This is a genomic window from Streptomyces nodosus, from assembly GCF_008704995.1.
Taxonomy (GTDB): domain Bacteria; phylum Actinomycetota; class Actinomycetes; order Streptomycetales; family Streptomycetaceae; genus Streptomyces; species Streptomyces nodosus.
In genome coordinates this window covers 570,753-596,881 of sequence record NZ_CP023747.1, presented here as the reverse complement: position 1 = coordinate 596,881, position 26,129 = coordinate 570,753, and the positions used below count along the sequence as shown (strand labels likewise).

General features: G+C 72.1%; 15 protein-coding genes. 10 read left to right on the top strand and 5 right to left on the bottom strand.

What is annotated here, in order from left to right; translation table 11 throughout:
• Window positions 1-14 precede the first annotated feature (14 nt).
• The 3 genes from CP978_RS02980 to CP978_RS02970 all read left to right on the top strand — a co-directional run bounded on the left by CP978_RS02980 (window position 15) and on the right by CP978_RS02970 (window position 14,734).
• Window positions 15-10,103 carry a type I polyketide synthase gene (locus CP978_RS02980; protein WP_150478132.1) on the top strand — a complete coding sequence of 3,363 codons (10,089 nt, stop codon included), beginning with the start codon at window positions 15-17 and terminating at the stop codon, window positions 10,101-10,103.
• A gap of 704 nt (window positions 10,104-10,807) precedes the next feature.
• Entirely contained in the window at window positions 10,808-11,671 is an 864-nt protein-coding gene (locus tag CP978_RS02975; RefSeq protein WP_079161979.1) for a thioesterase II family protein, read from the top strand.
• 393 nt (window positions 11,672-12,064) lie between these two features.
• Window positions 12,065-14,734 (top strand): AAA family ATPase, encoded by a 2,670-nt coding sequence (locus CP978_RS02970; protein WP_052453971.1) that lies wholly within the window; start codon window positions 12,065-12,067, stop codon window positions 14,732-14,734.
• Between the two features lie 80 nt (window positions 14,735-14,814).
• Here CP978_RS02970 and CP978_RS02965 read toward each other — a convergent pair whose 3' ends face one another.
• A complete protein-coding gene (locus tag CP978_RS02965) occupies window positions 14,815-16,308 on the bottom strand; it encodes an amino acid permease (RefSeq protein ID WP_079161977.1) in 1,494 nt (497 codons plus the stop codon).
• Window positions 16,309-16,780: 472 nt separating this feature from the next.
• Here CP978_RS02965 and CP978_RS02960 point away from each other — a divergent pair, with 472 nt between their 5' ends.
• Entirely contained in the window at window positions 16,781-18,136 is a 1,356-nt protein-coding gene (locus CP978_RS02960; RefSeq protein WP_043437268.1) for a beta-1,3-glucanase family protein, read from the top strand.
• A 118-nt stretch (window positions 18,137-18,254) separates the two neighbouring features.
• On the opposite strand, the gene CP978_RS02955 is transcribed toward CP978_RS02960, so the two are convergent.
• Entirely contained in the window at window positions 18,255-18,668 is a 414-nt protein-coding gene (locus CP978_RS02955; protein WP_043437267.1) for an organic hydroperoxide resistance protein, read from the bottom strand.
• A gap of 104 nt (window positions 18,669-18,772) precedes the next feature.
• Between CP978_RS02955 and CP978_RS02950 the strand changes: the two genes are divergently transcribed.
• The gene (locus CP978_RS02950; RefSeq protein ID WP_043437265.1) at window positions 18,773-19,264 is read left to right on the top strand and encodes a MarR family winged helix-turn-helix transcriptional regulator; all 492 of its coding nucleotides are present in this window, start codon (window positions 18,773-18,775) and stop codon (window positions 19,262-19,264) included.
• Between the two features lie 21 nt (window positions 19,265-19,285).
• On the opposite strand, the gene CP978_RS02945 is transcribed toward CP978_RS02950, so the two are convergent.
• A complete protein-coding gene (locus CP978_RS02945; RefSeq protein WP_043437263.1) occupies window positions 19,286-19,663 on the bottom strand; it encodes a VOC family protein in 378 nt (125 codons plus the stop codon).
• Between the two features lie 317 nt (window positions 19,664-19,980).
• Window positions 19,981-20,829, bottom strand: coding sequence for a helix-turn-helix transcriptional regulator (locus tag CP978_RS02940; RefSeq protein ID WP_043437262.1), 849 nt, complete (start codon window positions 20,827-20,829; stop codon window positions 19,981-19,983).
• A gap of 102 nt (window positions 20,830-20,931) precedes the next feature.
• Here CP978_RS02940 and CP978_RS02935 point away from each other — a divergent pair, with 102 nt between their 5' ends.
• From CP978_RS02935 to CP978_RS02925, 3 genes are all read left to right on the top strand, one after another.
• Window positions 20,932-21,645 carry an SDR family NAD(P)-dependent oxidoreductase gene (locus CP978_RS02935; RefSeq protein ID WP_150478131.1) on the top strand — a complete coding sequence of 238 codons (714 nt, stop codon included), beginning with the start codon at window positions 20,932-20,934 and terminating at the stop codon, window positions 21,643-21,645.
• Between the two features lie 384 nt (window positions 21,646-22,029).
• Window positions 22,030-22,614: a hypothetical protein gene (locus CP978_RS02930; RefSeq protein WP_043437260.1), complete on the top strand. Its 585-nt coding sequence runs from the start codon at window positions 22,030-22,032 to the stop codon at window positions 22,612-22,614.
• Window positions 22,615-22,764: 150 nt separating this feature from the next.
• Window positions 22,765-23,142 (top strand): VOC family protein, encoded by a 378-nt coding sequence (locus CP978_RS02925; RefSeq protein WP_043437258.1) that lies wholly within the window; start codon window positions 22,765-22,767, stop codon window positions 23,140-23,142.
• A 43-nt stretch (window positions 23,143-23,185) separates the two neighbouring features.
• Here the strand turns inward: CP978_RS02925 and CP978_RS02920 are convergent, their stop codons facing one another.
• Window positions 23,186-24,127, bottom strand: a complete 942-nt coding sequence (locus CP978_RS02920) for a LysR family transcriptional regulator (RefSeq protein ID WP_043437257.1) — start codon at window positions 24,125-24,127, stop codon at window positions 23,186-23,188.
• A gap of 137 nt (window positions 24,128-24,264) precedes the next feature.
• Between CP978_RS02920 and CP978_RS02915 the strand changes: the two genes are divergently transcribed.
• Together CP978_RS02915 and CP978_RS02910 are read left to right on the top strand one after the other, a co-directional pair.
• Window positions 24,265-25,539, top strand: a complete 1,275-nt coding sequence (locus CP978_RS02915) for an MFS transporter (protein WP_052453969.1) — start codon at window positions 24,265-24,267, stop codon at window positions 25,537-25,539.
• 66 nt (window positions 25,540-25,605) lie between these two features.
• On the top strand, window positions 25,606-26,049 hold the full coding sequence (locus CP978_RS02910) for a MarR family winged helix-turn-helix transcriptional regulator (RefSeq protein ID WP_043437256.1): 444 nt from the start codon (window positions 25,606-25,608) through the stop codon (window positions 26,047-26,049).
• Window positions 26,050-26,129 lie beyond the last annotated feature (80 nt).

Here is a 26,129-nt window from a genome sequence, read left to right as displayed (position 1 = left end):
TCCGAGGGGTCGGCATGCTGGTCCTGGAGCGGCAGTCCGACGCGATCCGCAACGGCCATGAGATCCTCGCGGTCGTCCGCGGCTCCGCGGTCAACCAGGACGGCGCCTCCAACGGCCTCACGGCCCCCAACGGCCCGTCCCAGCAGCGCGTCATCCGCCAGGCCCTCGCCAGCGGTGGACTCTCCGCCCAGGAGATCGACGTGGTCGAGGCGCACGGTACGGGTACGACGCTGGGTGACCCGATCGAGGCGCAGGCGCTGCTTGCGACCTACGGCCGGGACCGTGACCCGGAGCAGCCGCTGTGGCTCGGCTCCGTGAAGTCGAACATCGGTCACACGCAGGCCGCGGCGGGTGTCGCGGGTGTGATCAAGATGGTCATGTCGATGCGGCACGGTGTGCTCCCGCGCACCCTGCATGTCGATGCCCCGTCCTCGCACGTCGACTGGACCGAAGGGGCCGTGGAACTGCTCACCGAGCAGACGGAGTGGCCCGAGACGGAGCATGTGCGTCGTGCGGGTGTCTCCTCCTTCGGTATCAGCGGTACCAACGCCCACGTCATCCTGGAGCAGCCCGCAAAGGTGATCCAGGGCACCGTGATCGGTGGTTCGACACCCGAGTCGGGCGTGGTGGAGCCCTCGGTGGTTCCGTGGGTGCTGTCCGGCAAGACGCCGGAGGCGCTGCGCAGCCAGGCGGCGAAGCTGCTCGCCTCGGTCGAGGCGGAGCTCGACCGTCCGCTGGTGGACGTCGGTTCCTCCCTGGTCGCCGCCCGGTCGCTGTTCGAGCACCGTGCGGTCGTCCTCGCCACCGACGCGGACACCGCGGCCCGCGCCCTGGCGGCCCTCGCGGTGGGCGAGCCCGACCCCGCGGCCGTATCGGGCCCGGCCCGCACCGGTCGCTCGGCGGCGCTGTTCTCGGGTCAGGGTTCGCAGCGGCTCGGTATGGGTCGTGAGCTGTACGGCCGGTTCCCCGTGTTTGCCGAGGCCCTGGATGCCGTACTCGCTGTCCTGGACGGCGAGTTGGACGGTTCTCTGCGGGAGGTGATGTGGGGTGAGGATGCCGGTCTGCTGAACGAGACCGGGTGGACTCAGCCCGCGCTGTTCGCGGTCGAGGTCGCTCTCCACCGCCTCGTGGAGTCCTTCGGAGTCACTCCGGACTTCGTGGCCGGCCACTCGATCGGTGAGATCGCTGCCGCGCACATTGCCGGGGTGTTCTCGCTGGAGGATGCGGCGCGTCTGGTGGCCGCCCGTGGTCGTCTGATGCAGGCGCTCCCGGCCGGCGGCGCGATGGTGGCCGTCCAGGCCACCGAGGACGAGGTCATCCCGTACCTGTCCGACGAGGTGTCGATCGCCGCACTCAACGGACCCGCGTCCGTGGTGGTGTCGGGGGCCGAAGGTGCCGTGCTGGAGGTTGCGGCGCGGTTCGAGGCGGAGGGCCGTAAGGCGACGATGCTGCGCGTGTCGCACGCCTTCCACTCGCCGCTGATGGACCCGATGCTGGACGAGTTCCGGGCGGTGGCCGAGGGGCTGTCGTTCGCGGCCCCGGTGATCCCGGTGGTGTCGAACCTGACGGGTTCCCTGGCCACGGCCGAGGAGCTGTGCTCGCCCGAGTACTGGGTGCGCCATGTCCGTGAGGCGGTCCGCTTCGCCGACGGGGTCACCACGCTCGAAGAACAGGGCGTGACCACCTTCCTGGAGCTGGGTCCGGACGGAGTTCTCTCCGCCATGGCCCAGGAGTCGCTGACCGGCGACGAGGCCGTCACCGTCCCGCTGCTGCGGAAGAACACGGCCGAGGAGGCCGCGACGGTCGCCGCGCTCGCCCGACTGCACATCGGCGGACTGCGGATCGACTGGTCCGCCCTGTTCGCCGGTACCGGCGCACGCCGCGTGGAACTGCCGACGTACGCCTTCCAGCACCAGTGGTTCTGGCCCGCGGCCCCGCTCGGCGGCGGCGATGTCCGCGCCGCCGGTCTCGGCTCCGCCGAGCACCCCCTGCTGGGCGCCGCCGTCGAACTCGCCGCAGGCGAGGGCGTGCTGTTCACCGGCCGCCTCGCACTGCACTCTCACCCCTGGCTGGCCGACCACACCGTCGACGGCACCGTCCTGCTGCCGGGCACGGCCCTGCTGGAGCTGGCGATCCGCGCCGGCGACGAGGTCGGCAGCGACCAGGTCGAGGAACTGACCATCACCGCACCGCTGGTCCTGCCCGAGCGGGGCGCCGTCCAGGTCCAGGTCGCCGTCGAGGCACCCGATGCCGCCGGCCGCCGCGTCGTGGGCGTGTACGCACGCCCCGAAGGCACCGGCGACACCGCCTGGTCGCAGCATGCCGCCGGTGTGCTGGCCCCCGCCGGCAGCCGGCCGGCCCCCGCCGCCTTCGACACCGCCGTATGGCCGCCCGAGGGCGCCCAGGCCGTCGACGCCGACGGATGCTACGAGGAGTTCGCCGCGGCCGGCTTCGGCTACGGACCGCTCTTCCAGGGGCTGCGCGCGGCCTGGCGGCGCGGCGACGAATGGTTCGCCGAGGTGGCTCTGCCGGAGGGCACCGAGAACACGGCCGCCGGCTTCGGTCTGCACCCGGCCCTGTTCGACTCCGCGCTGCACGCCCTACTGCTGACCCCGGCCGCCGACGGCGGCACGGCCGGACTGCCGTTCTCCTGGACGGACGTCTCGCTGCACGCCTCCGGAGCCACCGTGCTCCGTGTCCGGCTGACGCCGACCGGCGACCGTACGCTGTCGCTGAGCGCCGTGGACCCGTCCGGTACGCCGGTCGTCTCGGTGGGCTCCCTGGTCACCCGGAGCGTCGACGGACTCGGCACCACGGGAACCGAGGCGCTGCTGCGTGACGCGTTCTTCGGCGTCGAGTGGACCCCCGCCCAGGGATCCGAGGCGGCCCCCGCGACCGTCGCGCTCCTCGGGACCGACGGCGACCCGCTCGGGCTCGCCGCCGCGCTCACCGGCGCCGGCACCACCGTGCGGACCTACCCGGACGTGGCCGCCCTGGTGGCCGCCACGGTCGCCGCGGACGGGCCCGTGCCGGAGGTGGTCGTGCACGGCGTCGCCTCGCACGACGGCGAACCGGCCTCCGACGCGGCACACCGGCTCACCGCCGACGCGCTGGACACCGTCCAGAGCCGGCTGTCCGAAGACCGGCTCGCCGGCGCCCGCCTCGTCTTCGTGACGCGCGGCGCGGTCGACACCCGGGACCTCGGCGCGGCGGCCGTCCAGGGTCTGGTCCGTTCGGCCCAGACCGAGAACCCGGGCGCCCTCGGCCTCGTCGACCTGGACGGGACGCCCGAGTCCGCCGCCGCCCTCGCAGCGGCCCTCGGCTCCGCCGAACCGCAGCTCGCGCTGCGCGACGGCCGGCCGCACGCCGCCCGGCTCGCCCGGCTGGCCCGTCCCGCCGACACCGCCGCGCCCACCGCGTGGCAGTCGGACGGCACGGTCCTGGTCACCGGCGGCACCGGTGGCCTCGGCGCCCAGTTCGCCCGGCACCTCGTCGACGCCTACGGGGTCCGCAACCTGCTGCTGGTCAGCAGGCGCGGCGGTGACGCCCCCGGCACCACGGAACTCGTCGCCGAACTCATCGCGCATGGTGCGGAGGTGACGGTCCAGGCCTGCGATGTCGCCGACCCGGACGCCGTGACCGCCCTGGTCGCCGGGATCCCCGCGGAACACCCGCTCACCGCGGTCGTGCACACCGCGGGCGTCCTCGACGACGGTGTCATCGGCTCCCTCACCGGGGAGCGGCTCGCCCGGGTACTGCGCCCGAAGGCGGACGCGGCCTGGAACCTGCACCAGGCCACCCGCGGTCTGGACCTGGACGCGTTCATCGTGTTCTCGTCCGTGGCGGGAGTCTTCGGCGGCGCGGGTCAGGCCAACTACGCGGCGGGCAACGCCTTCCTGGACGCGCTCATGGAGCACCGCCGGGCGGCCGGCCTGCCGGGCCTGTCGCTGGCCTGGGGCCCCTGGGACCAGGCGGGCGGCATGACGGAAACCCTCTCGGACGCCGAGGCCGAACGGCTGGCGCGTGCCGGGATGCCGCCGCTCGCGGCCGAGCAGGGCTTCGCCCTCTTCGACGCGGCGCTCGCGGCCGGCAACGGCACCGGCACCGGCTCTGAGGACACCACCGGCACCGCCCTGGTCGTCCCGGTCCGGCTCGACCTGGCGGCGCTCGCCGCGCAGGGCGAGGTGCCCGCGGTGCTCCGCGGTCTCGTCCGCACCCGCACCCGGCGCACTGTCGCGGGCGGAACCGTCACCGCCGACGGGCTCGTGGCACGCCTGACCGCGCTCACGGCCGAAGAACGCCGGGAGGCGCTCCTCGGCCTGGTCCGCACCCAGGCGGCGCTGGTCCTCGGACACGCCGACGCCGCGTCGGTGGACGCCGCGGCCCAGTTCCGGGACGTCGGCTTCGACTCGCTCACCGCGGTCGAGCTGCGCAACCGGCTGAGCGCGGCCACCGGACTGCGCCTGACCGCGACGCTGGTGTTCGACTACCCGAACGCGGCCACGCTCGCGAGCCATCTGCACGACGAACTCTTCGGAGCCGAGACCGAGTCGGCGCTCGCGCTCCCGGTGAAGCAACTGCCCGCCACGACCGACGACCCGATCGTCATCGTGGGCATGGCCTGCCGCTACCCGGGCGGGGTCGCCTCGCCCGAGGACCTGTGGCGACTGCTCCTGGAGGGCACCGACGCCATCACCGAGTTCCCCGTCAATCGCGGCTGGGACATCGAGTCGGTCTACCACCCGGACCCCGAGCACCTCGGCACCTCGTACACCCGTTCCGGTGGCTTCCTGCACGAGGCGGGGGAGTTCGACCCCGGCTTCTTCGGGATGAGCCCGCGTGAGGCGCTGGCGACGGACTCCCAGCAGCGTCTGCTCCTCGAGTCGTCGTGGGAGGCGATCGAGCGGGCAGGTATCGATCCGGTCGGTCTGCGGGGCAGTGCGACCGGTGTGTTCGCCGGTGTGATGTACAGCGACTACGGCTCCATCCTCGGCGGCAAGGAGTTCGAAGGCCTCCAGGGCCAGGGCAGCGCGGGCAGCGTGGCCTCCGGCCGGGTCTCCTACACCTTCGGCTTCGAGGGTCCGGCGGTCACCGTCGACACCGCGTGCTCCTCGTCCCTGGTGGCGATGCACCTCGCGGCGCAGGCACTGCGGACCGGCGAGTGCTCGCTCGCCCTGGCCGGTGGTGTGACGGTCATCTCCACCCCGGGCACCTTCGTCGAGTTCTCCCGCCAGCGGGGTCTGTCGCCCGACGGACGGTGCAAGGCGTTCTCGGACTCGGCGGACGGTGTCGGCTGGTCCGAGGGCGTGGGCATGCTGGTCCTGGAGCGGCAGTCGGACGCGATCCGCAACGGCCACGAGATCCTCGCCGTGCTGCGCGGCTCCGCCATCAACCAGGACGGCGCCTCCAACGGCCTCACCGCCCCCAACGGTCCCTCGCAGCAGCGGGTGATCCGTCAGGCGCTGGCCAGTGGCGGACTGTCGACGGGTGATGTGGATGTCGTCGAGGCGCACGGTACGGGTACGACGTTGGGTGACCCGATCGAGGCGCAGGCGCTGCTTGCGACCTACGGCCGGGACCGTGACCCGGAGCAGCCGCTGCTGCTGGGTTCGGTGAAGTCGAACATCGGTCACACGCAGGCCGCGGCGGGTGTCGCGGGTGTGATCAAGATGGTCATGTCGATGCGGCACGGTGTGCTCCCGCGCACCCTGCATGTCGATGCCCCGTCCTCGCACGTCGACTGGACCGAAGGGGCCGTGGAACTGCTCACCGAGCAGACGGAGTGGCCCGAGACGGAGCATGTGCGTCGTGCGGGTGTCTCCTCCTTCGGTATCAGCGGTACCAACGCCCACGTCATCCTGGAGCAGCCGGCGAAGGTGATCCAGGGCACGGTGGTGGCTGCCTCGGCGGCACCGGAGTCGGACGTGGTGGAGCCCTCGGTGGTTCCGTGGGTGTTGTCCGCCAAGACGCCGGAGGCGCTGCGCGACCAGGCCGCCCGCCTGCTCGCCGCGGTCACCGAGGAGCCGGCACCGCGTCCGGCCGACGTGGCCCACTCCCTGCTCGTCACCCGCTCGCTGTTCGCCCACCGCGCGGTGGTGCTGGCAGGTGAGCACCAGGAGACGGTCCGCGCCCTCACCGTACTGGCGGCGGGCGCGACCGACCCGACGGCGGTGTCGGGCACGGTGGCCTCCGGTCGCTCGGCGGCGTTGTTCTCGGGTCAGGGTTCGCAGCGGCTCGGTATGGGTCGTGAGCTGTACGGCCGGTTCCCGGTGTTCGCCGAGGTCCTGGATGCCGTGCTCGCTGTTCTTGACGGGGAGTTGGGTGGTTCGCTGCGGGAGGTGATGTGGGGTGAGGATGCCGGCCTGCTGAACGAGACCGGGTGGACTCAGCCCGCCCTCTTCGCGGTCGAGGTCGCTCTCTATCGGCTGGTGGAGTCGTGGGGTGTGAGGCCGGACTTTGTGGCCGGTCACTCCATCGGTGAGATCGCTGCCGCGCACATTGCCGGGGTGTTCTCGCTGGAGGATGCCGCCCGCCTCGTGGCCGCTCGTGGCCGTCTGATGCAGGCGCTCCCGGCCGGCGGCGCGATGGTCGCCGTCCAGGCCACCGAGGACGAGGTCGTCCCGCATCTGTCCGACGGGGTGTCGATCGCCGCGCTCAACGGGCCGACGTCCGTGGTGCTGTCGGGCGTTGAAAGCGCCGTACTGGAGCTGGCCGCGCGGTTCGAGGCGGAGGGTCGTAAGACCACCCGGCTCCGCGTGTCCCACGCCTTCCACTCGCCGCTGATGGACCCGATGCTGGACGAGTTCCGGGCGGTGGCCGAGGGACTCTCCTACGCCGCTCCGGTGATCCCGGTGGTGTCGAACCTGACGGGTTCCCTGGCCACGGCCGAGGAGCTGTGCTCGCCCGAGTACTGGGTCCGTCACGTCCGTGAGGCGGTCCGCTTCGCCGACGGGGTGGCCGTCCTTGAGGCGCAGGGCGTGACCACGTTCCTGGAGCTGGGCCCCGACGGAGTTCTCTCCGCCATGGCCCAGGAGTCGCTGACCGGCGACGAGACCGTCACGATCCCGCTGCTGCGCAAGGACCGCGACGAGGAGACGACCGCCCTGCTGGCCCGCGCCGGGCTGTACACACGGGGGATCGGGGGAGGCTGGCAGGACCTGTTGGCCGGTACCGGTGCCCGCCGGGTGAACCTGCCGACGTACGCCTTCCAGCACCAGTGGTTCTGGCCGACCGGCCGGGCCGCCGCCGGCGGTGACGTCCGTGCCGCCGGTCTCGGCTCCGCCGAGCACCCGCTGCTGGGCGCCGCCGTCGAACTCGCCGCGGGCGAGGGGGTGCTGTTCACCGGCCGCCTGTCGCTGAGCTCGCACCCGTGGCTGGCCGACCATGTCGTCATGGGCACCGTCCTGCTGCCGGGCACGGCCCTGCTGGAGATGGCGGTCCGCGCGGGTGACGAGGTCGGCTGCGGCCGGGTCGAGGAACTCACCCTCGCCGCGCCGCTGGTCCTGCCCGAGCGGGGCGCGCTCCAGGTGCAGGTCGCCGTCGCCGCCCCGGACGACTCCGGCCGGCGCACGGTCGGGGTGTACTCGCGCCTCGAAGGCGCCGACGAGTCGGTGTGGGCCCAGCACGCGGCCGGTGTCCTGGCGCCCGGCGCCGGCGCCCCGGAGACGGGCCTGGGCACCGAGGTGTGGCCGCCGCGGGACGCCGAGTCGCTCGACACCGAGGACTGCTACCAGGCGTTCGCCGAGGCCGGATTCGCGTACGGACCGCTCTTCCAGGGGCTGCGCGCGGTGTGGCGTCGCGGTGAGGAACTCTTCGCCGAGGTGGCGCTGCCCGAGGAAGGCACCGGTGAGGCGGCCGAGTTCGGTCTGCACCCCGCGCTGCTCGACTCCGCGCTGCACGCCACCATGCTGGCCGCCACCGGCGGCGAGGAGGGCGACGGGGGAGGTGCCCTGCCGTTCTCGTGGGAGGGCGTCGCGCTGCACGCCTCAGGCGCCTCGGCGCTGCGGGTGCGGCTGGCCCCCGCCGGCGACAACGCGCTGTCGGTGCACGCGGTGGACCCGGCCGGTGCGCCGGTGGTCACCGTCGGTCGGCTCCTCACCCGCACGGTCACCGGTGACCAGCTGAAGGCCGCCGGTGAGGACCAGAACACGCTGTTCGGCGTCGACTGGACGCCGGTCGCCGACACCCGGGCCGCACGGCCCGCGTCGGTCGCGATCGTCGGAGCCGACCCGTTCGGCCTGGCCGACGCGTTCGCCGGCGCCGGTCTCACGGCCGTCACGGCGGCCGACCTCACCGCGCTGACGGCCTCCTCCGAGGCCGCCGTACCGGACACGGTGCTCGTCCCGGTCGCCGGAGCCCCGGCCGACGGGGCGGACCTGCCCGGCGCGGTCCGTGAGGTCACCGGGCGGGTGCTCGCACTGCTGCAGCAGTGGCCCGTCGAGGAGGCGCTCGCGGCCTCGCGGCTGGTGTTCGTCACCCGTGGCGCGGTCGCCGTGGACGACGGCGGGACCGCGGACCTCGCGGCCTCCGCGGTCTGGGGCCTGGTGCGGTCGGCGCAGACGGAGAACCCCGGCTGCTTCGGCCTGCTCGACCTCGACCCGGCCGCGGCGGTCCCGTCCGCACGGCTCGTCGAGGCCCTGACGGCCGGCGCCGAGGAACCGCAGCTCGCGCTGCGCGGCATCGAGGTCGTGGCCGCCCGCCTCGCCCGGTACGACGCCGCACAGCCGGAGCCCGCCTCCGGCGCCATGGCGGACGGCACGTCCGGCACGTTCCGGACCACCGGGACCGTCCTGGTCACCGGCGGCACCGGCGGCCTCGGCCGGCTCCTCGCCCGGCACCTGGTGACCACGCACGGCGTGCGGAGCCTGCTCCTCGCCAGCCGCAGGGGTCTCCAGGCGGACGGCGCGGGCAAGCTCGTCGCCGAACTGGAGGAGATGGGCGCCGAGGTCACCGTGCGGGCGTGCGACGTCGCCGACCCGGAGGCCGTGGCCGCCCTGGTCGCGGCGGCACCGAAGGGCCGTCCGCTGTCGGCGGTCGTCCACACGGCCGGTGTGCTCGACGACGGTGTGGTCGGCTCGTTGACGCCGGAGCGCCTCGACACGGTGCTGCGGCCCAAGGCGGACGCGGTGTGGCATCTGCACCGGGCGACCCGCGGCCTGGACCTGGACGCGTTCGTCGTCTACTCGTCCGTGGCCGGTGTGTTCGGCGGTGCGGGGCAGGCCAACTACGCGGCGGCCAACACGTTCCTGGACGCCCTGATGGCGCGGCGCCGCGCCGACGGACTGCCCGGCGTGTCCCTCGCGTGGGGTCCCTGGGAGCAGGACAGCGGCATGACGGGCACTCTCACGGACGCCGAGGCCGAACGGCTGGCGCGTTCCGGGATGCCGCCGCTGACGGTCGAGCAGGGCCACGCCCTGTTCGACGCGGTGGTCGCGGGCGAACGTGCGCTGGCGCTGCCGGTCCGGCTGGACCTCGCCGTACTGCGTGCCGGTGGTGAGGTGCCCGCGCTGCTGCGCGGACTGATCCGGGTGCCCGCGCGGCGGGCCGCGGCCCAGAGCGCGGTGCCGTCCGCGGACACGCTCACCCGGCAGCTCGCCGGACTGGGCGCCCAGGAGCAGGAGGAGGCGCTGCTCACCCTGGTGCGCGGACAGGCGGCGACGGTGCTCGGCCACCGGGACGGCTCGGCGATCGGCAGGGAGCGCCAGTTCCAGGAACTGGGCTTCGACTCGCTGACCGCGGTCGAGTTCCGCAACCGGCTCAACACGGCCACCGGACTGCGGCTGCCCGCCACGCTGCTGTTCGACTACCCGACGCCGGCCGACGTCGTCCGCTATCTGCGCGGACAGCTCGTCACCGACGATCCGTCGGGCGCCGGTTCGGTGCTCGCGGCGCTCGAAGGGCTGGAGAAGGCGATCGCCGCACTCAGCCTCGACGACGCGGAGGAGCACCGGCGGGTGGCCGGCCGGATCGAGGTCCTCAGGACCAAGTGGGCCGCGCTGGGCCGTACGGACACGGCCGACGAGGACGCCTCGTCGGACGACCTGGACGGCGCGTCCGACGAGGACATGTTCGCGCTCCTCGACGACGAGCTCGGCCTGAGCTGACCCGTTCCGCGGGCCGCCACGGCGGCCCGCGGGACCCGCCGGGGCCCGGGTGCCCGGCTGACCGAAAACACTGGTGGTTTTCCCACTCTTCTCTCTGTGGAATGGACATCGCGCCCCGACGGCCGTCGGGGCGCGATGTCATGTGGCTCACCTGGTGCCGCGCGACAGGCCTCGTTGCCGGCCGCGGCACCAGTGAGTCGCACCGCAAGCGCAGACGGACAGGTGAAGGCATCCGGCGTGACCGCTCCCGCGGGCCGCGTCGGCCGACCGTCCGCAGGAGCGCGCCGTCCGGTCCGTCCCAAGGAGAACCCCCAGGTGCGACACGAAGCCGCTGCACCCGAGCGGACGGCCCGGGGCGTTCTTCCCGGACGCTCCACCACGAGCCGGCCAGCCGGGCGGTCTCCGGGCGATCCGCCGACGCGGCAGCCTGCCGTCACCCGTCTCCCGGACGACGATCGCGTCCGCCGCACGCCGGAACGGATCCGCCCGTCGTGCGGACGTCCGCCGATCCCAGGTGCCGCACACGAGCGGGACGACCCCGGGCAAGGGGCCGTCCGGTCCTCGGCATCGCTGAAGCCCCTGCACGGGCACCATGTCGTCCGCCGGCGGGACGGCGGATCGGGCGAGCGCGGCAGTCCTCGCCCCGCACACGCCGCATGTCACCGCCGGCACCGTGCCGGCGCTCACGAAAGGGCCGAGAAAGCATGACCGTCCACAGCAGCCCGAGGAGTCCGCTCGAGCCGGGCGCGGGAACGACCCGCACATCCGGTTCCGAGGGGGCCGGAGCTCGGCAAGGTACTCCGGCCACGCCCCGGACGCCGTCCGCCGAGGAGAGTCTGTGGGCCCGGTGCTTCCACCCGGCCCCTTCCCGCTCCACCCAGCTCTACTGCTTCCCGCACGCGGGCGGCTCGGCGTCCTTCTACTTCCCGGTGTCCGCACAGCTGTCCTCGGTGGCCGAGGTATTCGCGGTGCAGTACCCGGGACGGCAGGACCGGCGCAAGGAAGTGTCGCCCCGGGACATCGCCACCCTCGCCGACCAGCTCTACGACGCCCTCGGCCCCGCCCTCAGGGCGCGGCCGACCACGTTCTTCGGGCACAGCATGGGCGCCACCCTGGCCTTCGAGGTGGCCCGCCGGCTGGAGGCCGACGGCGGTGAACTCGTCCGGTTGTTCGCGTCCGGTCGGCGCGCGCCGTCGACCGTCCGCGACGAGAAGGTGCACCGCCTCTCCGACGAGGGCATCGTGCGGGAGCTGAAGCTCCTTGCAGGCACCGACACCGCGCTGCTCGGCGACGAGGAGATCCTGCGCATGATCCTGCCCGCCATCCGCAGCGACTACGAGGCGATCGAGACCTATCGGTGCGCCCCCGACGTCACCGTCCGCACCCCGATCACCGTCCTCACCGGCGACAGCGACCCCAAGACCTCGATGGCCGAGGCCGAGGCGTGGCGCGGCCACACCACCGGCGACTTCGACCTCCAGGTCTACCCCGGAGGCCACTTCTACCTGACGGCGGAGGCCCCCGCGGTCATCGCCTTGCTCCGGAAGCACCTCACCGGGCAGGGCTAGCGCCCCGACAGGCAACGTTCGCCCCGTCGCGACGCCCGGCACGCCTTCTTGCCGCACCGGCCGCAAGCCCGAGTACGTCCAGTACGAGGGCTTCCGGCCGGCACACCGAGAGCATGCACCGGCCACCGCTCCCTCACGGGCAGACGTTGCCTGCCGCGGTACCGGCGTCTGCCGTTCCGCCCCTCGTCAGGCCACGGACGGCGGGCGGAACGGACGGCCTCCAGCGGGGCGGGCAGATGCCGGAGGAGTCCCGTGCCGGTGTGCCGCACGGCCGAGTCGCGTGTGCGGCTCAGTCCTGCGGTCCACCGGACCGCCCGACGCGGAGGGCCGGTGTGTCGAGGGCGGCGGGGGCTGTGTGCGCAACCAAGGGAAAACGAACCAGGGGAAGTTTTCGTGCAGCACGACGCGGCATACGGCCGCGACAACGAACTGACCGCTCTCCTCGCCCGGGCGGCCGCCGCATCCCGCGGTGAGACGGGGTCCGTGGTTCTGACCGCACCGTCCGGCTACGGCAAGAGCGTTCTCCTCGACACCCTGCTGCGTGCCCCCGCCTGCCGGGGCATGAGGGTACTGCGGGGCCGCTGCCGAGAGGCGGCGACGGGCGCCTACACCGGACTGCGGGCGTTGTTCGCACCGGCGAGAGCACCGGCTCCGGACCACCCGGAAGCGACGGCGGGCACGGACGGCCCGGCCGTGTTCCTGCCCGACCCTGGGGACGGCCGGAGATTCACCCCCGCCTCCGCCTACCCGGTGTTCCGCCGGCTCAGCGAGCACGTGGTCCGGCTGACGGCCGACCGGCCGCTGCTGCTGGTGCTCGACGACGCCCACCACTGCGACGAACACTCCCTGCGCTGGCTGGACTTCCTGCTGCGGCAGGGAGCAGGACGCCCGCTGCTGGTGCTCCTCGCCCGGCGCTCCGGGGCCGGCCTGCGCGCTCCCCACGCCTGGACGACCGTCCTCGCCCACCCGGTCGTGTCCGTGATGCCCCTCGGTCCGCTCCCCACCGACGCCGTCGGCGGCCTCGCCGAACAGGTCTACGGCAGACCGGTGCACCATCGGCTCCCCGAATGCGTGGCCGCGGTCACCGGCGGCAACCCACGGAACGTCGTACGACTGCTGCGTGAGCTGCGACGGCGGGGCGCCGCCCCGGACGAGGCCGGTGCACACTGGGCGATGGAGCTCGGCGGCGGCATGGCGGCCAGGTCGGTGCCACGGCTGCTGGAGCGCGAGTCCCCCGAGGTCCACAGCGTCGCCACGGCGATCGCACTGCTCGGGAGCGTGCAGCCGCTGGACCATGTGGCGGTCCTGGCGGATGTGGACCGCGTGCGAACCGAGGAGGCGATCGCGGCTCTGCGCCATGCGGGAGCCCTCACCCCGGACGGCACCGACATCGTGCACGAAGCCGTACGCACCGCGCTGCTCGAACCGCTCGGCACCGAGCGGACGGCCGAACTGCGCGCCCGCGCCGCGCTGTTGCTCAGCGATGTCGGCCGGCCCGCGGAAGAGGCGGCCCGGCATCTGATGCGGCTGCCCGATGCCCGGGAACCGTGGATGACCGCGGTGCTGCGCGCCGCCGCCGCCCGGGCGGAACAGCGGGGCGCCTTCGCCGAGGCGGCCGGCTATCTGCGCCGGGTCCTGGACGCGGAGCCCGACGACACCGACGTACTGCTGCGGCTCGCGCTCGCCACGGCCCCCGACGACCCGCCGAGCGCCGTTCCGCTGTTCCGCGCGGCACTCGCCGGCACGACCGACACCCTCGCGCGCGCCGGTATCGCGGTCCAGTACGCCATGGCCTGCCTGTCCCTGCCGCTCCCCGCCGTCTGCCGGGCGGAGATCCAGGGGGCCCTGGAGGACGCCCGGGACGTCCTCGCGTCCGGCGCCGAGACCGACACACGACTGCGCGACCAGGTGGCGTCCGTCTTGCTGCTGACGGGCCGACGGGAGACCGGCGCCGTGGTGCGGGAACACCGCGCCACGGCGACGGCACCGTACCGGCCGCGCACCGACCGGCTCCAGACGGAGGGCCTCGCCGCCCTGCGCACCGCGCTGACCGGCCACTCCAGGCCGGCCGCCCTGGAAGGCGCCCGGCGTGTGCTGGCGGCGTCCGCCCCCCAGCAGCCGCTGTGGCTGCTGTTCACCGCCGCCGTCACCCTGGGCCTCGCGGACGAGACCACGGAAGCGCACCGGGCGCTGGACACCATGGTGCGGCGCACCAGCGACAGCCAGACGGCCCGGGGCCGGCTGCTCGCCGGGTCCCTGCGGTCCTATCTGTTGCACCGGGACGGCTCGGTGCGCGACGCCGCCGCGGAAGCCCGGTCGGTGTTCCGCACGGAGTGTCAGAACCCCGGTGACGCACGGCTGGTGGCGGCACGAGCGGTGCTGGCGTCGGTGCTCGTGGACCGCGGCGAGCCGCGCCAGGCCGAACGGCTGCTGTCCCGGACGGGCCGCGTCGAGCCGCACCGCTCCGCCCTCGTCTCCCTGCTGTCTCTGCACGCCCTTGCCCGGGCCCGCTGGGCGGCGGGCAGTCCCGTGCAGGCGCTGCGGCTGCTGCGCGAGTGCGGCTGGGCGCAGGAGAGTGCCGGTGTACTGAACCCGGTGGTCACCCCGTGGTGGGCGGACACCTGTCTGATCCTGGCGGGCCTGCGCCGATCCGTGGAGGGCAGGGAACTGGCCGAACAGGGCGCCGAACGCGCCCGGCGCTGGGGAACACCCCGGGCCCTCGGGCTCGCCGCGCTCGCGGAGGGCGTCCTCACCCCCGGCCGGGCCGGCCTCGACCTGCTCACCGAGTCGGCCCACCAGCTTTCCGGGTCGCCCGCGGTCATCGAGTACGCCCGCGCCGAACACGTACTGGGCCAGGCCCTCTTACGCTACGGCGACGAGGCCGGGGCCCGGGAGCGGCTGCGCAGGGCGGCCGGCATCGCGGGCGGCTGCGGGGCGCTCGCCCTCGCGAAGTCGGCCCGTCGCCTGCTGGTCTCCGCCGGGGCCGCATGGGCCATGCCGTCCGGGTACCGGCCGGAGGTCTGCTCGCCGTCACCGAGCCGAAGGTGGCCGAACCGGCGGTGACCGGTCCCTGCCGCCCGTACGGAAGGCCTCCACGGCCTTCCGTACGAACAGGCGCCGCACGGGGTGCCGGCCTGGGGCCGTCAGCCGGCCGAGACCTTCTCCGCCTCGGCGGCGGCGGGCTCCGTGGCCTTCGCCCGGCCGCCCTCGACCCTCTGCTTGATGAAGGCGACCGCCAGCACGATCACCGCGACCAGCATCGACAGCAGCACGGTCTCGCGGCCGTCGTGTTCGGTGTCGGTCAGCATGTAGCCGAACACGAGAATGATCAGAAACGCCGCCGCCCAGGTCAGATACGGGTACAGCCACATCTTCACGATCAGCTTCTCCGGCGCCTCCGACTGGATGATCCTGCGCAGGCGCAGCTGCGAGAAGCAGATCACCAGCCACACGAACAGGGCGACCGCGCCCGAGGAGTTGACCAGGAAGAGGAAGACGGAGTCCGGGAACCGGTAGTTGAAGAAGACGGCCACGAAGCCGAACACGACGGACGACAGGATCGCGGCCATCGGCACACCACGGCTGTTGGTCCGCGCGAACGCCTTCGGCGCGTCCCCGCGCTCGCCGAGCGAGAAGGCCATCCGGGAGGCGGTGTAGAGACCGGAGTTGAGACAGGACAGCACCGAGGTCAGCACGATGAATTTCATGATCTCACCGGCGTGCGCGATACCGAGGGAGTCCAGGGCGGCGACATAGGAGCCCTTCTCGGCGATCGCCTTGTCGTTCCAGGGGAGCAGGGTGACGACCACGAAGACCGAGCCGAGGTAGAAGACGCCGATGCGCCAGATGATGCTGTTGGTCGCCTTGGTGACGGCGCGCTGAGGGTCCTCCGACTCGCCGGCGGCCAGCGTCGCGATCTCACTGCCCATGAAGGAGAAGACGACGAGCAGCACACCGGTGAAGATCGCGCTGAGCCCGTGCGGCAGGAAGCCGCCGTGGTCGGTGAGGTTGCCGAGCCCGGCCTTGTCGGCGTGCACACCGGGCAGCACCCCGAAGACGGCCAGCAGACCGATGACGATGAAGATGCTGATCGCCACGACCTTGATTCCGGCGAACCAGAACTCGAACTCGCCGTAGGAGCCGACGGAGATCAGGTTGGTGGCGGTCAGCACGATCATGACGATCAGGGCCCAGCCCCACTGGGGCACGGCGGGTACCCAGCTGGAGAGGATCGCGGCGCCGGCGGTCGCCTCCACCGCCAGCACGACGACCCAGAAGAACCAGTACAGCCAGCCGATGGAGAACCCGGCCCAGCTGCCGAGGGCGCGGTCGGCGTGCGCCGAGAAGGAGCCGGAGGTGGGGTTGGCGGCGGACATCTCGCCGAGCATGCGCATCACGAGGACGACGAGCGTGCCGACGAGGGCGTACGACAGCAGGATGCCGGGGCCGGCCGTGGCGATGCCGGAGCTGGAGCCGACGAACAGTCCCGCGCCGATCACACCGCCGATGGCGATCATCGACAGATGACGGTTCTTCAGGCCCGCCTGAAGCCCTGAACCATGTTCTGCGGGGCTTGTCGGGCCGGTTCGGCCTGCCTGGCCGTTGTCAGCCTTCGGCGGGGGCGGCTGGGGGGTCATGGGGGGAGTCCTTAGTGCCGGGTCAGCGATCTCCCGTACGGAGAGCGCACGAGCTGGACCAGTGAATCCGAGGCAATGGGATCCGTGAACCTTAGAAATCAAATTGTTACTTGAGGTTTCTTTGAGCTTTGCAGATCTTAGCTGTATTCATGGGTTGGATGTGATATAGGACTTCGTTCGCGATGGTTGCTCCCGATTCGATCCTCCGCGCGGTGGAACCGGCGCCGGATCGCATCAAGTAGTGAATGCGGGAGCCGTCCACGGTGACCTGAACATCCCGAATGCGCCGCATCCATACCGGTGCACCACCGCGCCCGCCGGGGCCCTCTCGCCTTCGACCCCATGAACTCCCTTGATTTCGGCTTCAGTTGTTGACGCCGGACGGCAGCGGGGATACAACCCGGAGAGAGCGCTCTCACCCCTGCTGCTGCTCCACCCCCACACACGCCGAACCGGCTTGAGGAGACCCTGTATGCAGCCCTCGCTCAGCGCACTCACCCGCAGACCGGCGACCGTCGCCCTGCGTTCCCGTACGGCTCTCGGTCTGGTCGTCGTCCTGATAGCCGCCTGCTTCGCCGCTCTGGCACCGTCGCCCGCGCGCGCCGCGGACCAGTTGCTGTCCCAGGGGCGGCCCGCCGTCGCGTCCTCGGCCGAGAGCGACGCCTTCCCGGCCGGTGCGGCGGTCGACGGCAACACCGGCACCCGCTGGTCCTCCGCCTTCTCCGACCCCCAGTGGCTCCGGGTGGACCTCGGGTCCGTCCAGCAACTGACCCGTGTCACGCTGAACTGGGAGGCCGCCTACGCCAAGGCCTACCAGATCCAGACCTCCACCGACGCGAACACCTGGACCACCGTCTACTCCACCAGCACCTCCACCGGCGGCGTCCAGAATCTCGCCGTCTCGGGCAGCGGCCGCTATGTGCGGGTCCTCGGCACCGAGCGAGCCACCCCCTACGGCTACTCCCTGTGGGAGTTCCAGGTCTACGGATCCGGCGGCACCACCCCGCCGGACGACTTCTGGGGCAACACGGCGGACATACCCGCCGCACACAATGTCGTCGAGGTGAAGATCCTCAACCGCACCAACGGCAAGTACCCGGACAGCCAGGTGTACTGGAGCTTCAACGGGCAGGTCCACTCCATCGCCGAGCAGCCCTACCTCGACATGCTGGCCAACTCCGCGGGCCGTATGTACTTCTACCTCGGCTCGCCCAGCAGCCCCTACTACGACTTCATCGAGTTCACCGTCGGTGACAACGTCTTCAACGGCAACACCACCCGGGTCGACGCCTTCGGCCTCAAGCTCGCCATGCGTCTGCACACCAAGGACGGCTACGACGTCGAGGTCGGCGAGAACCGGGGCACCTTCGCCGAGGACCGCGCCACCACCTTCCAGCGCTTCACCAACGCCGTCCCCGACCAGTTCAAGGTCCTGGCCCAGACCCAGGCGCCGTACCGGATCATCGCCCCCGGCAGCGACCCCAGCTTCCGCGCCGGCGGCGTGAACGCCGGCTACTTCACCTCCTATGCCCAGTCCGTCGGCGTCGGCGAAGCCACCTCCGACATCTTCGGCTGCGCCGCCTCCCTGGCCGGCAATCCCGACATGTGCGCCGCACTGAACCGGCATGTCGCCACGCTGCCGGCCTCCCAGCGGTCCGACCCGGCTCAGTACTACAAGGGGGCGCCCGCGAACTACTACGCCAAGTTCTGGCACGACAACGCGATCAACCAGCTCGCCTACGGCTTCCCCTACGACGACGTGGCGGGCCAGTCCTCCTTCGTCTCCCACGGCAACCCGCAGTGGCTGCTGGTCGCCGTCGGCTGGTAGACGGCCCGGCGGTGCTCCGGCGGGCCCGACCCGACCGCCCGGGCCCTTGACCGACCGGCTCCGGCCGCCCGGTGTCACACCGGGCGGCCGGAGCTCTGTGCGGCGCGCCGCCGCCGGGTCACTCGACGACGAGGTCCACCGGGATGTTGCCGCGGGTGGCGTTGGAGTACGGGCAGACCTGGTGGGCCTGCTCGACCAGCTTGCGGCCTGTGGCCTTGTCGATGCTGTCGGGCAGTTCCACACGGAGGGTGACGGCGAGCGCGAAGCCCTCGCCCTGCTTGCCGATGCCGACCTCGCCGGTGACCGCGGCATCGCTGACATCCACCTTCGCCTGCCGGCCGACCACCCCGAGGGCGCTGGCGAAGCAGGCCGCATAGCCCGCGGCGAAGAGCTGCTCGGGGTTGGTGCCCTGCCCGTTGCCGCCCATCTCCACCGGGAAGGCCAGCTGCAGATCGAGCTTGCCGTCGGAGCTGACGGCGCGGCCCTCGCGGCCGTGGGTGGCGGTGGCGACGGCGGTGTAGAGCGCGTCCATGGAAGACCATCCCTCTCAAGGAGACAGGAGTATCGGTTGCAGGCATAAGTAGAGCACACAATTAAATTGCGCACAATCAAATGGCGTCCGGCTACCCTGGCCCCATGACGACCGAGGTTCCGCCCAGCACGCCACCGGACGAGGAGTGGCTCCATCTGGACCGCCAGATCTGCTTCTCGCTGCACGCCGCCTCGCGCGCCTTCAACGGCGTCTACCGGGTGCTCCTCAAGGAGCTCGGGCTGACCTACCCGCAGTACCTGGTGATGCTGGTGCTCTGGGAACACGGCGAGACGCCCGTGAAGCGGCTCGGTGAGCATCTGCGGCTGGACTCCGGCACCCTGTCCCCGCTGCTCAAGCGGCTGGAGGCGGCCGGCCTGGTGCGCCGGGAGCGCAGCGTGCGCGACGAGCGGTCGGTCGAGGTGCGGCTCACCGAGGAGGGCACGGCACTGCGCGAGCGCGCGCTCCGGGTGCCGCAGCGGATCGCCTCGGCGACCGGCTTCACCCTCGAAGAGATCCGCACCCTCCGCACCCACCTCGACCGCCTCACCACAGCCCTCGACGCCGCGGCCCTGGAGGAAACCCCGGACTGCGGCTGACGGGGCCCCGGGCGCCGGCCGTCAGTCCCGGACGAGACAGAACGGGTGCCCTGCCGGATCCGCGAAGATGCGCCAACCCCGTTGTCCGTCACCCGCGTCGAGCAGCGCGGCGCCCCGGTCCAGGACGTCTTCCTGGGCCCGGTCCAGATCCTCGACCGCCAGGTCGAGATGGAACTGCTGCGGGCGAGCGGGGTCCGGCCACTGCGGCGGCCGGTGGTCCTCCACGCGCTGGAAGGCCAGCACGAGCCCACCGTCGGTGTGGAGCGTCGCCCAGTCGTCGCCGAGCGACCACCGGGGATCCGGCCGGTTCACCACGCCGCCGAGAAGCGACTGGTAGAACCGGGACAACTCGACGACATCGGGGCAGTCCAGCACCACGCACTGCAGTTGGGCAATCATGAGGCGCAGCGTCTCACGACGGCCTCATGGCCGCCGCCGAAAGCTCGCTCGTTCCGCACCGACGGTGTGCCACACCGGCCCGCCGGGGCGGTGAGCCCAGCTCGCCACGATCGCCGACGGCCCGACCACGGCAGACGGAGCCACCTGCGCCGCTTCGCCCTGACCGCACTCACACGAGTGGTGACCGATCCGCACGTCCCGGCTCCGGCTCCACCGTGGAGGAGACAGGTCACGAAGACCGGTCACGCACCGCGTCGTGTCGGCGGAGGACACGGACGATGCCGGGGAGGGCGGCGAAAGGCCGCAGGGCGGGTGCCTCAGCCGGCGGGGCCGACCAGGTCCTGGGTGCCGAGGACGGTCAGGAGGGCGAGGCGTTCGGCGTCCTCGGTGCCGGGTTCGGCCGTGTAGACCATGATCCTCAGATCGCTGCCCGCCACGGTGAGGATGTCGCAGTCCAGCGTGACCGGCCCGACCTGGGGATGGTCGATCGTCTTGCGCGAGGCCTCATGGCGGCCGACGGCGCCCGCGTCCCACAACTCGGCGAACCGCTCGCTGCCCTCGCGCAGTTCGGCGATCAGCCGTTGCAGCCGCCGGTCGGCCGGGTAGCTTTCGGCGGCCACGCGCAGGTCGGCGACGAGCGCGGCCTCGTGATCGCGCTGCCCCTGCGGAGTGCGCAGCACCCCGGGCCCCGGTCCGAGGAAGTGGCGCCAGGCACCGTTGCGCTCATGGCCGCGCCGGCCGGACGGGTCGCCCATCAGGGCCGCATAGGGCGCATTGGCCATCAGCAGGGTCCAGGACGCGTCGAAGACCGCCACCGGCGTCCCCGTCAGCCGGTCCAGCAGCCGCTGAACACTCGGAGTGATGTACGCCGGCACCGTCTCGGGGCCGGGCGGGGCGAGCCCGGCCAGCCGGAACAGGTGCGCGCGCTCCTCCTCCGACAGCCGCAGCGCCCGCGCCAGGGCCTCGACGACCTGGGCCGAGGGGTGGGTGGCACGGCCCTGCTCGAGCCGGGTGACATAGTCGACGGAGATCCCGGCCAGCATGGCCAGCTCCTCGCGCCGCAGCCCGGTCGCGCGCCGCTGCCCGCCGGACGGCAGCCCCGCCGCCTCGGGCGGGACCCGGTCGCGCCAGCGGCGCACCGCCTTGCCGAAGTCCGCCGTCGCCATGGCCACCAGTGTGCCGCGCCGGTCGCGCGGCTGCCTGGTACCGCTGGTCCCAGGAAGGCGGGACGCCTGGCTGCGCGGGCGGACGCGGCGGATCGTGGAGCCATGACGACAACACTGATCACCGGAGCGAACAAGGGTCTCGGCCAGGAGACCGCCCGCCGCCTGATCGCCGCGGGCCACACCGTCTACATCGGCAGCAGGGACGCGGACCGGGGCCGCCGTGCGGCCGAGCGGTTGGGCGAGGGGGCCCGCGCCGTACAGCTCGACGTCACCGACGACGCGTCCGTCGCGGCCGCGGTGAAGGTGATCGAGGGCGGCGGCGGCCTCGACGTACTGGTCAACAACGCCGGCATCGAGGCGCGCGGTCCGGACAACGAGGTGGCCGGCGCGGCGGACGTCACCGCCGACATGATGCGGGAGGTCTTCGAGACCAATGTGTTCGGCACGGTACGCGTCACCCATGCGTTCCTGCCGTTGCTGCGGCGGTCCACGTCGCCGGTCGTGGTCAACGTCAGCAGCGGGCTGGCCTCGCTCACACACCTGGCCGACCCGGGCCACCCCGCGGCCTTCTACCCGGGGGTCGCGTACCCGGCGTCGAAGACCGCGGTCAACATGATCACCGTGCAGTACGCGAAGGCGTTCCCGGCCATGCGGATCAACGCGGTGGAGCCCGGCTTCACCAAGACGGATCTCAACGGGAACACCGGGACCCAGACGGTCGAGGAGGGCGCCGAGATCATCGTCCGCATGGCACAGCTGGGCCCGGACGACCCCAGCGGAGGGTACTTCGACGCGGCGGGGCCCCTGCCCTGGTGAGCCTCCAGAACGCCGGCGGACATGCTCGACCGTGAGCGCCCGGAAGGAGGTTGACGCCGTCGGCGTACCGGCCCGTCATGCCGACGGCCACCGGGGCGGTACTAGGCCGCCCGCCAGATCGTCAGGTCGGCCAGGACGAAGCTGACCCCGCTCTTCGGCAGCGCGTCCGACTACACCTCAGCCGCATCCGCGTCGTTCATCGGCCGTCGTCCCCCTGATCCCCAGACCCCGTGATCCGATGCGTCGACCAACAATCAGCACCCTAAGGCGTGTTGCAGGTCCGTGATCACGCGACCCGAGGAAGGGAGCGGCCCCCGGGCAGCCTTCGATCACCACTGATAATGCTGCGGCGAGAGACGGCACAGACCTGGAGGAGCGCCGCGAGTGAGGGCTGCCGAGAAAACGAAGTCGCTGCTGGACCGCGTCGGTCTGGTGCTGATTTTTCTGACCCTGGGGGTGCTGTTCGCCGGCATCGGGGCGGGCGGAGCAGCACATTTCGCCGACGGCCTGAAGTACTCCACGCGCCTTTCAGGCACCCCGGGACTGCTCGAGATATCCGAATGCGTCACCTCGGACACCGGCAAACGGCGCCACACCGACTGCTTCGGGGACTTCCGGTCCGACGACCACCGCGTCAAGGGCGTGTACGTGTCCATCAGCCGTTCCTACAAGAAGGGAACGGTGCTTCCGGTCCAGTGGGACGAGCGCTACCACTGCTACGCGGTCGGTGTGGCCCCGACGGCCGGGCGGCTGGCCGCGATCTGCGCCTGCGCGCTGGCAGTCATGGCCGGACTGGCCCTCTTGTGCGGTTCGTTCGCCGTTGCGATGCCTCGGTCGGGCAGCCGGATCCGTGCCGCGTTGTGGTCACCGGGGCTCGCCCGGACGGTTGTCGGACTGTGCAAGGCGCTCGGGATCGGTATCGCCGTCTTCGGCGCGGTCGGCTTGGCCGCAGCGCTGGCCATGCCCTGACGGCCCACGGACCGTCCCCGCTCGGCGGCCCGGGGCGGCCGCGCCCCGGCCCGGCGGGCCCAGGCAGGTGCGAGAGCCCGAAATCCCTCGCAGCTGCCCGACCCGCCCGGTACCGTCGCGGAGTGTCCACGCGGAGAGCAGGTGTCGCCCATGGCATGCCGTATCAGTGAGCTTGTGCTCGACTGCCACGACCCCGAGGCACTGGCGCGGTTCTGGTGCGAGGTCCTGGACTTCGTCGTGCTCGATCGGGAGGAGGACGCCATCGAGATCGGGCCCCGCGAAGGGTTCGGCGGCCCGCAGCCGACGATCATCCTCAGCCGCACCGACGAGCCGAAGAGCGGAAAACTCCGGCTGCACATCGACGTCAACGCCACCGACCGCGATCAGGACGCCGAGCTCGAACGCCTCCTGGCGGCCGGGGCCGAACCCGTCGACATCGATCAGACCGGGGAGGAGTCCTGGCACGTCCTCGCCGACCCCGAGGGCAATGAGTTCTGCCTGCTCAAGGCCCGCCTCGCCCCGCTCTGACGGCCCCCTCCACCACACGGGCCCGCGGTGTGCGTCCCGCTTGTCACCTCGGGGCCGCCCGTTCCCATGTCGGTGTCCAGACGTCGGTGTCGGGGGAGTCCCTTCGCCCGGAGCCGAGGAAGTCGCGAAGGGCCGCGAGCGCGGGATGGGGGTTGTCGTCGCGCCAGATCAGAGACATCGGGTAGACCGGTGCCGGGTCACGGATCGGTATGCGCCGCAGGTCGTAGCTGTCCGGCCACAGATACCGGGAGCCTTCACCGACCAGGGTCGCCAGATCCGAGGAGTCGGCGATCTCGGCCAGCAACGCCTCGTTCCCGAAGACGGGTCCCACCACGTCGATGGTGATGCCGAAGGCGGTGGCGAGCTCGTCGTAGTAGACGGCCACCTCGCCGCGGGCGTCCAGGCCGGGCATCCAGACGCGGTGCCCGGCGAGTTGCCCCGGAGTGATGGCACGGGCGTTGGCGAGCGGATGGCGCGGTCCGACGAGCGCCTCGTGCGGCTCGTCGATCACTCGCGCGGTGCTGATCGCGTCCGGCAGGTGCTGCTGCGGGGGAACCGCGTGGAACGTGGCGTCGATCGTCCCGGCTTCGACGGCGGCGACGGCGCCGTCGACATCGGCGTCCAGGGTCACCACATCCAGTTCGATCCCGGGGTGCATGCGGTAGAAGTCCTGGAGCAGCCCCGCCGTCACGATCCGCCGGTTGACGACGTCGACGCGCAGCGCACGTCGGCCGGGACGGACCGACGCATCGGCCCGCGCCGCCACCCGGAGAAGTTCACGGGCGTGGGGCAGGAACGCCTGGCCGTCGATGGTGAGCCGGGCGCCGCGGGCGGTGCGGGTGAAAAGGCGCACATCCAGGTCTTTCTCCAGCGCGGCGATGCGCTTGGAGACGGCCTGCTGGGTGATCGACAGGTCGGCGGCCGCTTCCTGGAACTGGCCCGCGTCCGCGACCGCGACAAAGGTACGTACGGCTTCGAGGTCCACGTCGATCCACCTTAGAGAACAACGGATGGTTGTGCGTCGTCGGCAGGACAGTTGTTTGACCTGCTGTTGTGCCGCTCGCTTAGCTCTCGCTGGTCAACGTGGGTTTGTTCGGGTGAGAGATCAAGGGGGCGCCGCGCATGACGGGCCGGAGACCGTTGGGCCGGCAGTTCGGCTGGCTGTGGGCGGCATATGCCGTGAGCGCCTATGGGTCCGGGCTGGGGTTCGGGGCCTTGCCGCTGATCGCCGTACTGGCGTTGCACGCCGGCCCCGCCGAGGTGTCCGCGCTGTCCGCGATGGGGCCCGCGGTGGGCGCGCTGATCGCGGTGCCGCTCGCGCCATGGGTGGAGTTCCGGCGCAAACGCCCGGTCATGATCACGATGGACCTCACCCGGTTCGCGGTCATGGCGACGATCCCGGTCGCCTACGCCTTCGGCCGGCTCAGCTTCGTCCAGCTGCTGGTGGTCTCGGCCGTGGTCGCCGCGGCCAAGATCGCCTTCAACGCGGCGAGCGGTGCCTACCTCAAGGCCCTCGTTCCGCCGGACGACCTGCTCGTGGCCAATGCGCGGTTCGAGTCCACCAACTGGAGCTCCATCGCGGTCGGGCCACCGTTGGGCGGAGCGGCGATCGGCCTGTTCGGACCGGTCACCACCGTGCTGGCCGACGCGCTCAGCTATCTGCTCTCCGCACTGGGCATCACCGCGATCCGCGGCCGAGAAGAAGCACCGCAGCCAACCGGCAAGAGCCCGGTCCGGGCGGGCGCACTGCTCGACGGCTGGCGGCACATCATGGGGGATCCCGGTCTGCGGGCGCTCTACCTCAACAACATGCTCGTCTCCGGTCTGATCATGGCCACCGAGCCGCTGCTGGCCGTGCTCCTGCTGCGCCAACTCGGTTTCGCGCCCTGGCAGTACGGCCTCGCCTTCGCCGCCCCCTGTCTCGGCGGGCTCATCGGCTCCCGGCTGGCCCGCCGTGTCGTGGCCCGCTACGGCCGGCACACGGTCTTCCGGACCGTCGGCACCCTGCGGGCCGTCTGGCTGATAGGCCTGGCCTTCGTCCGTCCCGGCGTCGTCGGCCTCGTCACCGTGATGGCCGTCGAACTGGCGATCATCATCAACATGAGCCTGTACACACCGGTGCTCGCCACCTACCGGCTCGAACACACCCCCAAGCATCTTGTCGCCCGCACCCTGACGGCCTGGTCGATCGGCCAGCAGGCGTCCATCGCCGTCCTCACCGCGCTCGCCGGGCTGCTCGCCGACGTCACCAGCCCCCGCACCGCCCTCACGGCCGCGGGACTGCTCATCCTGACCACACCGTTCCTGCTTCCCCGACGCACCCACACGCCACAGCACGAGCCGGAACCGACGCCCTGCAACGGCCCCGCGGAACAACCGAACAGCGGTTCGCGCTAAGGGATTGATCTTGCCGAAGAGCGGAGAGCCGGATACTAAGGCTAGTTGATAAGGTAGCCTTAGTATGTGAACGACGATGACCTGGACCCCGACGAAGTCGCCTCGGCCCTGCTGGCCGGTATCAGCGCGCTGGTACGACGGGTGCGCCAAGTACCCGTCGAGGGCGGACTCACCATGCCCGAGCGGACCGCGCTGTCGCACCTGGATCGCTCAGGCCCCACCACCTCCTCGGCGTTGGCCCGCCAGGCGCAGATCACAGCGCAGGCCATGGGGGCGACACTCGGTGCGCTGCGGGCCCGTGGTCTGGTCGAACGCCACCCGGATCCGAACGACGGCAGACGCATGGTGCTGTCCGTGACCGACGCCGGTCTGCAGGCGCTGAAGGACAAGCGCAACGCGCGGGCCGAACTCATCGCCCGGTCCCTGACCGGCGGCGCATTCACCCCCGCTGAGCTGGAACAACTCGCATCGGCCGCGCCGCTGCTGGAGCGGCTGGCCCGGAACATCTGACCCCGGCGGAAACAGGGAAGCACCCCGATGACGGCTCCTCCCGAGACGCCCGCCCCGCGCCGCCCGGCGACCAGCAGATA

Excerpts from the sequence above, each read along its gene's own strand:
- CP978_RS02980 (WP_150478132.1), top strand. The coding sequence starts at position 15 with ATGCTGGTCCTGGAGCGGCAGTCCGACGCGATCCGCAACGGCCATGAG.
- CP978_RS02975 (WP_079161979.1), top strand. The coding sequence starts at position 10,808 with ATGACCGTCCACAGCAGCCCGAGGAGTCCGCTCGAGCCGGGCGCGGGA.
- CP978_RS02965 (WP_079161977.1), bottom strand. The coding sequence starts at position 16,308 with ATGACCCCCCAGCCGCCCCCGCCGAAGGCTGACAACGGCCAGGCAGGC.
- CP978_RS02960 (WP_043437268.1), top strand. The coding sequence starts at position 16,781 with ATGCAGCCCTCGCTCAGCGCACTCACCCGCAGACCGGCGACCGTCGCC.
- CP978_RS02955 (WP_043437267.1), bottom strand. The coding sequence starts at position 18,668 with ATGGACGCGCTCTACACCGCCGTCGCCACCGCCACCCACGGCCGCGAG.
- CP978_RS02950 (WP_043437265.1), top strand. The coding sequence starts at position 18,773 with ATGACGACCGAGGTTCCGCCCAGCACGCCACCGGACGAGGAGTGGCTC.
- CP978_RS02945 (WP_043437263.1), bottom strand. The coding sequence starts at position 19,663 with ATGATTGCCCAACTGCAGTGCGTGGTGCTGGACTGCCCCGATGTCGTC.
- CP978_RS02940 (WP_043437262.1), bottom strand. The coding sequence starts at position 20,829 with ATGGCGACGGCGGACTTCGGCAAGGCGGTGCGCCGCTGGCGCGACCGG.
- CP978_RS02935 (WP_150478131.1), top strand. The coding sequence starts at position 20,932 with ATGACGACAACACTGATCACCGGAGCGAACAAGGGTCTCGGCCAGGAG.
- CP978_RS02925 (WP_043437258.1), top strand. The coding sequence starts at position 22,765 with ATGGCATGCCGTATCAGTGAGCTTGTGCTCGACTGCCACGACCCCGAG.
- CP978_RS02915 (WP_052453969.1), top strand. The coding sequence starts at position 24,265 with ATGACGGGCCGGAGACCGTTGGGCCGGCAGTTCGGCTGGCTGTGGGCG.